The following is an 11,086-nucleotide window of genomic DNA, read 5'->3' as shown; positions in this document are numbered from 1 at the left end:
AGAAGGGTTGAGCATGAGTGATTCCATGAATCGAAACGAACGACTTCGCAGCTCCATTCCTCTACTAGGAAACTGTACCAGGCTTGAACAAATTCACAAGGGATACTCAAGTGACGGTAAATACATCGTACATGATAACAATGGCTCCCCCCAATACATATTAAGAACCTACAGCATTGATCAGGATAAAAACAAGAGATTGGAATTTAGCAGACTTAAGATGATGGAAAAGCATGATGTGAAATGCTCTAGACCTATTGCAATTGGGGTCCTTCCTGAACAAGAACTTGGTTACATGCTCGTCTCATTCATTGAGGGAAATGAAGCATCAGAAGAGCTGCCACTTTTAACGAAAGAAGAGCAATTCAACATTGGTTTTCAATCGGGCTTGGAATTAAAGAAGATCCATCAGGTTATCTGCCCTGATATCATGAAGTCTTGGGACGAAAGAATGGTCGCGAAGCATAATCGCTACCGAATGGAGTATACCAAATGTGGAGTTGCGATAAAAAACGAAGAGAAGTTGTTATCCTTTATTGATGACAGACTATATTTAATGAAGGATAGACCCAACCTTTTCCAACATGATGATTACCATATTGGAAATCTTATCGTTAAGGATGGGAATCTTTCAGGTATCATAGATTTCAACAGATACGACTGGGGAGATCCAATTCACGAATTTGTCAAAATCGGTGTTTTTAGTTCAGAAGTTAGTGTGCCTTTTTCAGTCGGTCAAATCCAGGGATACCATAATTACAGTGAACCTGGCGATGAATTCTGGCAGCTTTATTCACTCTATCTAGCCATGACTCTGGTCTCATCCATCGTTTGGGTTCTGAAGGTAAAGCCGGATGAGTTAGATTCCATGTTGATGAAGATCCAGAGGGTAATGGACGATCACGACAATTTTGAGTTAACTGTTCCTAAGTGGTACAGTCAGTTTCAAGTTAATGTTTGACTGCACCAAAAACAGTATCAAAATAACAGCCCGATAGCCTAGTGAGGCTGCCGATTAATGCCGGTAGCTCTTCTAGGTTTCTTTTTTGGAACAAACGTTCCTCATTAATTTAATCGCATCCTGCCATTATTATTTCTACTTGACGAACAAAATCTTCCGCAAGTTCTAACTGTCTAGTGGCAAATTCCAAATCTCCGTGTCCTGCAAGGGAGAAATCCAAGTTTCCTAGCGTGGACATTAGTGTACGTGCAATAATAGCAAATCCAAAAGCTTTTAGATCGGTGCCATTATCGAAATGGTCCAATATGTATTTAAAAGTTGGTTGCTGTATTCCGCCCAATAAGGCATGATTCCCAACAAATGAAGCCAAGTCCCAGTATGCCGGCATCAATGAAACATCCTCAAAGTCCGACCAGATCCATCCCTCTGGGCTTGGTAATAAGTTTCTTGCATGGGCATCGCCATGACAAGGTATTAATACATTGGATTCGTTACACATCCGTTCATTTACCCTTTGAAATACACTTAATAATGTTTGTATACGCTGATCGGAACTACTCCTCAATTTATTAGCCGATTGACATGCTCGCTTCCAAACTCCAAGCACAGGAAGGTCGCCAGAGAAGTCTTTCATTGCTATTGAAAGTCTGTTTACCAATTCAACGGCTTCACTCGGTGAAGGAGGTTGTAATTGTGTAGGAGGAACATATCTCCAAAGTGTCATCCATGCACCACCAGCATCGTACGGTCCTGCATCAATAAGTTCAGAAGGCGATAACGCGGGGATGCTCTTGGATTGTAGGTGACGTGCTACCCGTAATTCTCGATCAAGTACCTTGTATGCATACTCTGAATCTTCTTTTGAACTGACAGTCGCTATTCGGGCAACAATCGGATGGGGAGCCAAATGAATGATCAGGTTTCCACCCTTACTAAGCTCTATAGGCGTAATTTCAGTTAAACCAGTTTTCTCTGCAATTAATGACACTTGTAAGACAAAATCGCCTTTCTCTACCACTACAACAGCTCCTTAACTAAGGTATAAAAATATCTTAGCACCATAGCTGTATTCCTCATAGGTACAAAACCTTTAACAATCAACTCTTGCATATAGATTATTCTAATATCAATCGAGCCGTCCTTAAATAAAATGACTCCAAATAAGGTAAGCATGTACAAGGCAAACAGTCCTGGCTTTCACACCGTCCCATTACATGATATTTAATAGTTCGACGATGTGCCTGGAACCACCTTCCTGATATTCAAACAACTTTTGATCTGAGTGCTCTATGAGTTCGCGTAGGCGAGCGCGGCAAGCTGTTTCAGGATTCGTAAAAGCGGCGTGTTCGGAAACGGGAGTAACCTGATCTATTCGAATTATGTCTCATCTTCCATCATTCGAAACGCTCAAATGCAGCAAAATCAGGGCGATGCAATGGTACGCGAAGCAGGCGGATTACACTTATGACGACTTCGTTACGTATTTGTATGAAGATACGACTCTGCCGGCACGACCTCCGGTGGAAATGCCGTCAGCCAAATATTTCGAGCAGATCGGAACGGTCGCGATGCATTCCAGCTTGATGGATCCGAAGCGGATTTCGCTATTTTTCAAATCCAGTCCATTCGGCAGCCTCAATCACAGTCATGCGGATCAGAACAACATGATCGGCATAAGCGCCTGGGGAACATTATCCAATTCACCGGGTTTGTACGAAGTGCTGGAAGCACCGCCCGGATTCGTCTTCGATGGATTCGGCGGCGTGAAGGAGGCCATGTACCTGTTCCTGGGGGCAAATGCCAAAATTATTGTGCCTAATGCGACGGGGACACTAAAGCTGCGAAGGGCAGGATCGGGTGCGGCTACTCCGTCAGATCAATCAGCGGATGTTGATGTCATTTAGGCAGGGCTAGACGTTTTGCGGAAGCGGAAAGCTTCAGCGCTGCGGATAAGGGGATAAAACCGTACCCGAAAGAATTTCTTTCAGGCGGGAGCGGCGTCACGGGGTGGAACAATCTCGGGCAGGCGATAAGCTGGAATCTGAATGTCCCGCAAGCCGGGTACTACGATGTCGCAATGAAATACGTAAGCGGCTGGAATTCAAATGGCGCCGATACGAAGCGCCTGATTCAGATTGGCGCCGATGTTCACTTGGCGGAATTCCCAAGAACGCCGAGATGGGGAGACTCGCAGGAACTGTGGAGAGTGGTGACGGTCCACACCGCAACTTATTTGCCGGCGGGACCTTTTCAACTTAAGATGTGGAACATCGCCGGGGTGTCGAATATCGACTGGGTAGGTTTAAAGAAAACGGATGCGCCATCCAAACCGTCCGCCAAGCTAATGCCAAGAACAGCCTCCGTCAGCAACGGCCAGTCTCTCGACGTATGGTTAACATTGGACCAGGCAAACAACGCAGCCGGCGTAGATCTTACCATGACCTATGATCCTGCCAAGTTCTCATATACCGAATATATCCAAGATTACGCACAACAAGCGGTTATTGTGACGAATGATGCGGCCGTTGGCAAGCTGCGCATATTAACAGGTCGGATCGGAACCGGAACGCTGCCAACGGATGCTCCTTTCCTGACCTTAAAGTTTCAAGTCAAGACGGGTGCGCCCTCGGGTACATCGAGCTTCATTAGTTCGAACGTTTCGTTTTCCTCGGAAAACGGTGTTCTCACCCTGCTCGCCCCGAGCTCTGCTGAGGTGAGCATTTCCGATAAAGCCGCGCTTGGCGCACTAGCAACCCGCGATGTGAGGCGATTGCCGGAACGTCGACCGGAGCCTTCTTTAGCTCCATGCTCGCAAGCTTGAAGGCAGCTCCGACTTCTGCGATTGAGGCTGCGAAGTAACAGGGTTAACCAGAACAACGCTTAACCTCTGTTCTACTAGCCAATTCGCTAGGCTAAACCAATAGTGCCCCGTCGGTTCCATTCCAATTATTATGTTGTTCAATCGGTGTTTCTGCTGCAACTCAATGACCAAACGTCCAAATCTTTCAAACCCATCTTGTTGTTGGTAAAGGAAAGATGGCGTTTAGATTGAACAATTCCGCGAAAGTTCGTTGCCTGTCCAACATGGGCATCCTTCGCCATGTCAATACCAATTACTAAGTGAGTTGGAGTTATTCGCTCTATCCGTTGATTTTGTTCGTCTGTTTGCTTAAACTTCATAAAGAGCGCATTCTTGATGGTGTTGGGTTTAAAACCCGTGGACAAACGGACCATCCCATCATACCGAGGCGCTCCTTTTTTGACAAAGACCATTTCTTAGGTCCTACAGGAAGGTTCAACGGACAACGGCAGCCGATCCTGTGCCCGCCGCCGTCATGTCGTGATTGAACATTTCGAAAATATCTTATTAAAGGCCAACCCGTATATCCGTAAGCGAGCGGATGAGAATATCCGCTTCGGGGGCAAGCACTTCTGAGGAACCTTCATAGGTGATGATGCCGACCGCCAAGCTTCCTGCGGCTTTTGCCATGCTCAAGTCGACCAGAGAATCGCCGACGACGGCCATTTCGGACGGCTCGATTCCCAGAATTTCGCACGCTTTATGAACCATATCGGGGGAAGGCTTCCCGTTCTTGACTTTTTCAGGCGTAATGACAAATTCCAGGTGCTCTACAATATCCAGGAGGCACATGCAAGCTTCCGTACGGGCTAAAGCATCGGAAGTCAGAATGCCGGTATGGATGCCCGCCTCTCTTAATGTATGGAAAATATCCGGAGCCCCTTCCACCCGGTTAAAGGCTTTATCGATCTCCAGCTTCGCATCGGCCTCTCTGAAAATATCCGCCGCCAACTGCTTGCACCGAATCCACGGCCAACCCTTCAACTGGTAAATAAGGCCGGCTGTCATCGTGATTTCTTCCTGCGTGGAGGCTACTGCCAACACGCCCTGATGATCGATCGACTCTTCGGTCATTCCCATCAGTCTGCTCCATTCCTGCTGATGTTCGCGCCCGACCCGGGAAACGAACTCTTCTTTTCGCAGATTATCGATATAACGCCAGAACCCGAACGCATCGAACAGCGTCCCGTCTTTATCGAATGCAACGCATTTGACCTTGGTCGCTTTTTCACCAAAATATACGGTCTTTCCTGTCATCCTCAAATTCCTCCCCTGTAAAATATCCCCTCAAAGTGACGTTAACCTTCGAAGCGTAGATTTACACGTCGCCAATCTTGCTCTTGGCGTTCTTCCGGTTTGTGAAGAACACGACAAACAACGTAACGATAACCCGAGTTAAAGGAAAACAGGACGATCGCCGCTATGGGAAAATACAAAAAGCCGAAATGAAGGCAAACATAAAACCGGTTACGATACCGGGAAGGCTGAGCGGAAGCAGTACGGTCAAGAACGTTTGCCGTGCGTTCGCACCGAGATCCGCCGCCGCATTCAACAGGTAGGCAGGAGCAGAATCAGTGCGATGCAAGCATTATGACCAGACGTACGTTTCTTTTCTTCAGAGCCCCTCCTCCTATCCACTCCACTTCACGATGCATTTCACCCATGGCCATTGCGGTTTGGCCAATAGTTCCGCTACCTCATGCGGCCGGACCACTTGATCGGGAATGAAATCGATCTGCAAAAAACCGTTTTCAATACATTCTATCACTTTGCCCCAAAGCGCCGGTGCATTTGTCCGGCCGTACAGCGTCAGATTTTTTAAAATCACTTCCTTGTGAGGGAACCCGTTTGTTTCAGCTTCCTTCAGTCCGTAGAAGATGATCCTTCCGCCGATTCGAACCATTTCGATGGCTTGTCTTATCGTTTCCGAATACCCCACGGCGTCGATGACCAGATCAAAGCCTCCATGAGCCTGATAAGCTTTCGTATCGGTCAGCTCATGAATGCGCTTGCTTTCGGCAAAGTGAACGGCCCCGCATTTCCGCAATTCCGGGACGCGGGAATCCAGTTTGTAGGAAACCGATACGGACGCCGCTCCCATCATCCGGGCAATTTGCACGAAATACATCGCGGCCGGTCCGTCGCCGATCACGAGTACATGATCCCCCGTTTCGACGCCGGCCGCATGGACCGCACCGAACGGACAAACCAGGGGTTCGATGACAGCCGCGGATTGATCGACGAGCGTATCCGGTATTCGGTATACGCAACGCGCAGGCGCTTTCACAAACTGTGCCCAGCCGCCGTTTTCATTTATACCGAGCTCGCGATAATGCTGACAAAATTCCGGGCGTCCATTCCGGCAGTATCTGCAGGTCTCGCAAGGGATGGCCGGGTCGATGACGACCCGATCTCCGACTTGCAGCTGTTCGACGCCTTCCCCGATCTCTTCGATCGTACCTGTAATTTCGTGGCCGGGAATGTACGGTGCCGGATAAGGATAATGACCGCCGAAAATTTCCTGATCGGTTGCGCAAATACCCGCGTACCGTACTTTCACCAATACTTCCTTCGCTCCGATGCGGGGGACCGGGACTTCCTCGCTCCGCAAATCCCCGACACCGTGCCATACAAGCGCTTGCATCGTTTTTGTCATCTTGCAGCCTCCTTGCAATGCGGCAGCGGCTCCGCCATAAACCACAGCCAGCTTTACCGGTAATTAAAGGATCATGCCGATACGCGGCTGGAACTCAACTGCCGACTCGTCATCATAAAACACCATTTCCCTGATCTCTTCTTTGGCCAGTCCGTTAAAATTCGAGGCAAGCTCGACGCCAAGCCCGGGCTTATCGGTCATCGACAATTTGCCGTTCGAGATATTGAGCTTGTTCTGCAGAACATCCGAGGCATACCATTCATAATGCGTATCGCTGGCAAATACAAAGTTGCGGGAGGAAGCAATCAGATGGGCATTCGCCATTGTCGCGATACCCGTTTCCGCCCACGACCCCGTCACGCACCATATTCCATAGCTGTTGGCAAGCTCGACGATTTGCTTCGCTTTCAGAAGACCTCCCGCCTCCGACGGATACACGGTGAACGCGCTAACGGCGCCTTTCTCGATCAACTTGACCGCCGAATCGAAGGTCGTGCACGATTCGTCCGCGGTAATGGGAACCGGTACCGCCCGGCTGACCGCAGCCATCCCGTCAATATCGTAATAAGGCACGGGCTGCTCGACTAATTGCAGGTCGTAAACCGCCATCTGATTGATGGCCCGAATGGCCGTAGGCACGCTCCAAATTTGGTTCGCATCGATTCTCAGCTTCACTTTCGGACCGACAGCCCGGCGAATTTCCTTGATGCGCTGCGTATCGTAGTCGACTTCCCGCCCGACTTTAATCTTAATCTCGTCATACCCTTTGGCCACCAGCTCCTCCGCTTCCTTCGCATTCACGAGCGGATCGTCGATGAACAAGTATCCCGAGAAACGGACATCTTTGCGATACAGACCGCCAAGAAGATTATATAACGGCGTGTTCAAAATTTTTGCCTTCAGATCCAGCAGCGCGATATCGATCCCTGCCATTGCATAATAACCGATTTGGGACCAATTCAGAATGTACTCCTCCAACTGATGCAAAATCAGCTCGGTTTGCATGGGATCTTTCCCTATCAGAAAAGGCTTGAATTCTTTCTCGATTACGGTTTGAATCGTCGGAATCGTCGGACCGACGCATTCGCCGAGTCCAATCAAGCCCTCATCGGTTTTTAGCTGAATAATGAGTGCAGGTGCATTACGGCGCGTGCCTCCCGACCACTTTGCAGGCTTCTTGAAGGGAATTAATACGGGTGCTGTGATAACATCGGTAATTTTCATAATCGCGCTCCTTTGGAAAATGAACTGTATGCGTTTGCTCACCTTTAGATTATTTCAGAACTCGGTAATTGTCAACAATAACATTTTTCTGTTTATTTTATTCTGTAATTGTTGACTCAGGTTCATTTGTCCGCTATTGTTATCTTTAGTTGGAGTTAAATTAGAGTGGAGGATTCATCAATGAGTTCGGAATTCCGGTTTTCAATAAAAAAAACGGATACGCTCCGCAATCAAATCTATCAGGACATCAAAGATGCCGTGATCGGCGGTCAACTGAAGCCCGGCCAGCGATTACGCGAACAAGACTTGTCCAAGGATATGGGCGTAAGCCGCGGCCCCATACGTGAAGCGATTTTGCTTCTCGAGCGCGAAGGATTGCTTGTCACCCAGACGCACCGCGAAACCACTGTCGCAAACGTTGAGAAGAGAGAAGTAGAGGAGCTGCTGAACCCGCTTCGCGTCTTGTTGGAATCGTACTGCATTCAAACTATTCTACCCCGTCTTAACGAAAGCCATTTTGCGGACTTGGAAAACATACTGAACGAATTGATCGAAGCATGCCAAAAAATGGACATGAGCGCAATCGTCAAGAAAGACTTGCAATTCCACGAATATCTGGTTTCCTTGACGGAAGAACCCTACATGATTTCACTTTGGTCGGGTGTAGCCTCCCGAATCGTTTTTCATTTCATGAACAATTCCCATATGCATCAGCAGAATGATTTCTCTCAGCTTATAGAAGAGCATCGCGAATTGTTGAACGCCATTAAGACCAAGGATTGGGGAGTCATTGAACCCGTCTTAAGAAAGCATATTTACTAGCCAAAAGCGCCCACTGAATGTTCAGCGGGCGCTTTCGATTTGTCTTCGGTCCCGGTATTAAGGCAGTAAAGACGCGCCTCCCATGACCGGGTACATGGGAAGGCCTCGGAACGCTTCCGCATGACGGACTCCGATTGCCATTCCTCTAACCGCACTCGTCTTGGACACGAATTCGACGTAATCCATGCCGTATTGATACTTCAGCCACTCATCCTGACTCGCGTGCGCACGAATCATGCGGCTTTTCATTTCGTATACGTCCGTCACATCCACATAAAATTCGGGTTCGAAGCCTATCCCGCCCAAGTTATCCATCACAAACACATGCGGAATTCGCGGCATGGGCGGATGATCCGTTTCGATAAGCGGTACGGTTACCGGAATTCTGCAATCCATGGCAATCTCGCCGCAAATGCGGTGATCGGGATGATAATCATTGCTCCCGTGCACGAACATAACGTCGGGCGACGCCTTGCGAATGGCGTTGATGAACGCCATTCTCGTCTCCCTGTCATGAAACAGAAATTCATCGTCATATCCCATCCAAATCAAATCCGCACCAATATATGCCGCTGAAGCTTCCGCTTCCTTACGGCGAACGGCGGCGATTTCTTCCTTTGACAATATGGGAGATCCCACATTGCCGTTCGTTGCGATCATGATGGTCACATGATCGCCTCTTGCCGCATATTTGGCAAGCGTCCCTCCGCACAAAATCTCCACATCGTCCGGATGGGCACCAATCGCAAGTATACGCATCCAATTATCCTCCTTAGCATGTACGGATTATCCTTTTACCGCTCCGCTCGTCATTCCTTCGATCATAAACCGCTGTCCAAGCAAATAAATAAGGAACACCGGCAGAGCCGTCAAAAAAATATTGCCGAAAATATAGTTCCAATCCGTGCTGAAATAGCCGTAAAATCGGTAAATATTCAAAGGCATGGTCCAATATTGATTGTCGTTCAAAAAAAACAACGGGATTTGTGAATCGTTCCAAACGTTCATGAACACCAGGATGGCCGCCGTAAAGGTTATCGGTTTCATAAGCGGAAAAATGATGACGGCAAACATGCGGTACGGTCCGCATCCGTCGATCGTTGCCGCCTCGTCCATTTCTCTCGGAATCGTTCTGATAAACCCGACGTAAATGAACATCGCGAACGGAATCAGAATGCCCGCAAATACCATAATAATCCCCGTTCGCGTATTCAAAATGCTTAACGTTTTGAGCACATTGAAAGTGGTGACAAGGCTGATCGGCGCAACCATGCCAAGCAAGAAGAACTGGTAAAGCGTTCCGGATATACGGCTCCGCACCCTGGCAATATAAAAGCTTAGAAGCGCAGAGCAAAAGAGTACGATGACGACCGAACCTGCCGTTACGAACATACTGTTTATAAAGCCTTGCAAGACATACCCTCGCTCAAATACGACACGGTAGTTATCGAAAACATGAAGGTCCGAAGGAAGAGCGAGCCGAAACAGACCGGCCTCCTTGCTGCTTTTGACCGATGTCAGCACCACCATCAAGTAGGGAATGAGAACGACGGCGCTCATTCCCCACAAACACAACTCCGCAAATCGGATCCAAAATTTTCGCCGCCTTTCCATCATCCCTCTACCTCCCTTTTCTTCATATAAGAGAGCAGCGGCATCGAAATCAAGACTATGAGAAGCACCAGGATCAGGTTCAATGCGGTGCTGTATCCGTAAAGGCCTTGTCCCATATATTTGTAGACAAGCGTCATCAAAACTTCGGATGAATTACCGGGGCCGCCCTGAGTCAGGAAGTATACCCCTTCGAACATACGGGCGCCGTAAATGACCGATAGGAGCACATTGATCGTTATGGCGGGCATCAGCAGCGGAAGCGTTACATGCACGAATTTCGACCAAACGGATGCGCCGTCTATCTCCGCCGCTTCGTAATAATCGGACGGGATATTTTGTATACCGGCAATATAGATGGCCATCGTGATCCCGGACGCACGCCATATTTCCATTAGACAGGCTGCATATATGGATAAGGACGGGTCTCCGATCCAACCAAGCGCCAGAAAGTCAAGATTCATGGAGCGCAGCAAATTATTTACAAATCCAGTGTGAGGATTCAATAACCCTTGGAATATAAGGCCCACCGCTACGATATTCAGAATGGCAGGAGAAAAATAGACGGCTCGCAATGCATTGCGCGACCGCATTCCCATGGTCAGCAGCACGGCCAGTACGAGCGGGATGACATTTTTGCCCGCCGTCGTTACCGCGGCAAACAGGAACGTATTTTTCAGTGCGATAGCGAAATCCGGATTTCGCAGGACCTCCATGAATTGGGTCAAGCCGACAAACCGGATGTCGCCCCCTGTCGCATTCCAATCAGTGAAAGAGTAATAGAAGCCCTGGATGGTCGGATATATGAAAAATACAACATAGATGGCGAGCGCGGGAACGATAAACATGACGGGATAGTAAATAGGCGGTCTTCGTTTGCGCAAAGAGCGTCCCGTTCTCTCTTCAACAGCGCCGGACATGCAATCCCCCTCCAATCCTAAGCGCTCAACGT

14 protein-coding genes are annotated in these 11,086 nt (G+C 48.5%); 4 read left to right on the top strand and 10 right to left on the bottom strand.

The features are described 5' to 3' along the window. The first annotated feature begins 13 nt into the window (after positions 1 to 13). Positions 14 to 961, top strand: a complete 948-nt coding sequence (locus BLR08_RS03755; protein WP_072328285.1) for an aminoglycoside phosphotransferase family protein — start codon at positions 14 to 16, stop codon at positions 959 to 961. A gap of 109 nt (positions 962 to 1,070) precedes the next feature. Here the strand turns inward: BLR08_RS03755 and BLR08_RS03750 are convergent, their stop codons facing one another. After that, on the bottom strand, positions 1,071 to 1,979 hold the full coding sequence (locus BLR08_RS03750; RefSeq protein ID WP_072328284.1) for a phosphotransferase: 909 nt from the start codon (positions 1,977 to 1,979) through the stop codon (positions 1,071 to 1,073). Between the two features lie 412 nt (positions 1,980 to 2,391). Between BLR08_RS03750 and BLR08_RS03745 the strand changes: the two genes are divergently transcribed. Further along, a complete protein-coding gene (locus BLR08_RS03745; RefSeq protein ID WP_143151530.1) occupies positions 2,392 to 2,865 on the top strand; it encodes a hypothetical protein in 474 nt (157 codons plus the stop codon). A gap of 173 nt (positions 2,866 to 3,038) precedes the next feature. Further along, entirely contained in the window at positions 3,039 to 3,782 is a 744-nt protein-coding gene (locus tag BLR08_RS03740) for a cohesin domain-containing protein (protein WP_072328282.1), read from the top strand. Here BLR08_RS03740 and BLR08_RS03735 read toward each other — a convergent pair. The 6 genes from BLR08_RS03735 to BLR08_RS03715 form a co-directional block, all read right to left on the bottom strand. After that, on the bottom strand, positions 3,759 to 3,902 hold the full coding sequence (locus BLR08_RS03735; RefSeq protein WP_371117080.1) for a hypothetical protein: 144 nt from the start codon (positions 3,900 to 3,902) through the stop codon (positions 3,759 to 3,761). The genes BLR08_RS03740 and BLR08_RS03735 overlap by 24 nt on opposite strands. A 17-nt stretch (positions 3,903 to 3,919) precedes the next feature. Beyond that, complete coding sequence (locus BLR08_RS31405; RefSeq protein WP_177313988.1) at positions 3,920 to 4,141, bottom strand: hypothetical protein; 222 nt, start codon at positions 4,139 to 4,141, stop codon at positions 3,920 to 3,922. A 187-nt stretch (positions 4,142 to 4,328) separates the two neighbouring features. After that, positions 4,329 to 5,078: an HAD family hydrolase gene (locus tag BLR08_RS03730; protein WP_072328280.1), complete on the bottom strand. Its 750-nt coding sequence runs from the start codon at positions 5,076 to 5,078 to the stop codon at positions 4,329 to 4,331. Between the two features lie 163 nt (positions 5,079 to 5,241). Next, on the bottom strand, positions 5,242 to 5,406 hold the full coding sequence (locus BLR08_RS32080; protein ID WP_083536709.1) for an ABC transporter permease subunit: 165 nt from the start codon (positions 5,404 to 5,406) through the stop codon (positions 5,242 to 5,244). 45 nt (positions 5,407 to 5,451) lie between these two features. After that, on the bottom strand, positions 5,452 to 6,477 hold the full coding sequence (locus BLR08_RS03720; protein ID WP_072328279.1) for a zinc-dependent alcohol dehydrogenase: 1,026 nt from the start codon (positions 6,475 to 6,477) through the stop codon (positions 5,452 to 5,454). A 63-nt stretch (positions 6,478 to 6,540) separates the two neighbouring features. Continuing rightward, on the bottom strand, positions 6,541 to 7,701 hold the full coding sequence (locus BLR08_RS03715; RefSeq protein WP_072328278.1) for a mandelate racemase/muconate lactonizing enzyme family protein: 1,161 nt from the start codon (positions 7,699 to 7,701) through the stop codon (positions 6,541 to 6,543). 165 nt (positions 7,702 to 7,866) lie between these two features. Here BLR08_RS03715 and BLR08_RS03710 point away from each other — a divergent pair, with 165 nt between their 5' ends. Then, a complete protein-coding gene (locus BLR08_RS03710) occupies positions 7,867 to 8,523 on the top strand; it encodes a GntR family transcriptional regulator (protein ID WP_256328293.1) in 657 nt (218 codons plus the stop codon). Between the two features lie 57 nt (positions 8,524 to 8,580). Here the strand turns inward: BLR08_RS03710 and BLR08_RS03705 are convergent, their stop codons facing one another. The 3 genes from BLR08_RS03705 to BLR08_RS03695 are packed head-to-tail and all read right to left on the bottom strand — an operon-like array spanning position 8,581 to position 11,054. Next, positions 8,581 to 9,282, bottom strand: a complete 702-nt coding sequence (locus BLR08_RS03705) for a PIG-L deacetylase family protein (protein ID WP_072328276.1) — start codon at positions 9,280 to 9,282, stop codon at positions 8,581 to 8,583. 27 nt (positions 9,283 to 9,309) lie between these two features. Next, a complete protein-coding gene (locus BLR08_RS03700) occupies positions 9,310 to 10,083 on the bottom strand; it encodes a carbohydrate ABC transporter permease (protein ID WP_256257406.1) in 774 nt (257 codons plus the stop codon). Positions 10,084 to 10,136: 53 nt separating this feature from the next. Beyond that, positions 10,137 to 11,054 carry a carbohydrate ABC transporter permease gene (locus BLR08_RS03695; RefSeq protein WP_256257405.1) on the bottom strand — a complete coding sequence of 306 codons (918 nt, stop codon included), beginning with the start codon at positions 11,052 to 11,054 and terminating at the stop codon, positions 10,137 to 10,139. Between the last annotated feature and the right edge of the window lie 32 nt (positions 11,055 to 11,086).

This window comes from Paenibacillus sp. cl123 (assembly GCF_900101595.1).
Classification (GTDB): domain Bacteria; phylum Bacillota; class Bacilli; order Paenibacillales; family NBRC-103111; genus Paenibacillus_G.
This window is presented reverse-complemented; position numbering and strand designations above follow the sequence as displayed.

What these genes read in the sequence shown, in the direction of transcription:
- BLR08_RS03715 (WP_072328278.1), bottom strand. Translation starts at nt 7,701, where the DNA reads ATGAAAATTACCGATGTTATCACAGCACCCGTATTAATTCCCTTCAAG.
- BLR08_RS31405 (WP_177313988.1), bottom strand. Translation starts at nt 4,141, where the DNA reads ATGAAGTTTAAGCAAACAGACGAACAAAATCAACGGATAGAGCGAATA.
- BLR08_RS03755 (WP_072328285.1), top strand. Translation starts at nt 14, where the DNA reads ATGAGTGATTCCATGAATCGAAACGAACGACTTCGCAGCTCCATTCCT.
- BLR08_RS03700 (WP_256257406.1), bottom strand. Translation starts at nt 10,083, where the DNA reads ATGAGCGCCGTCGTTCTCATTCCCTACTTGATGGTGGTGCTGACATCG.
- BLR08_RS03745 (WP_143151530.1), top strand. Translation starts at nt 2,392, where the DNA reads ATGCAATGGTACGCGAAGCAGGCGGATTACACTTATGACGACTTCGTT.
- BLR08_RS03730 (WP_072328280.1), bottom strand. Translation starts at nt 5,078, where the DNA reads ATGACAGGAAAGACCGTATATTTTGGTGAAAAAGCGACCAAGGTCAAA.
- BLR08_RS03695 (WP_256257405.1), bottom strand. Translation starts at nt 11,054, where the DNA reads ATGTCCGGCGCTGTTGAAGAGAGAACGGGACGCTCTTTGCGCAAACGA.
- BLR08_RS03740 (WP_072328282.1), top strand. Translation starts at nt 3,039, where the DNA reads ATGAAATACGTAAGCGGCTGGAATTCAAATGGCGCCGATACGAAGCGC.
- BLR08_RS03735 (WP_371117080.1), bottom strand. Translation starts at nt 3,902, where the DNA reads ATGGAACCGACGGGGCACTATTGGTTTAGCCTAGCGAATTGGCTAGTA.
- BLR08_RS03705 (WP_072328276.1), bottom strand. Translation starts at nt 9,282, where the DNA reads ATGCGTATACTTGCGATTGGTGCCCATCCGGACGATGTGGAGATTTTG.
- BLR08_RS03720 (WP_072328279.1), bottom strand. Translation starts at nt 6,477, where the DNA reads ATGACAAAAACGATGCAAGCGCTTGTATGGCACGGTGTCGGGGATTTG.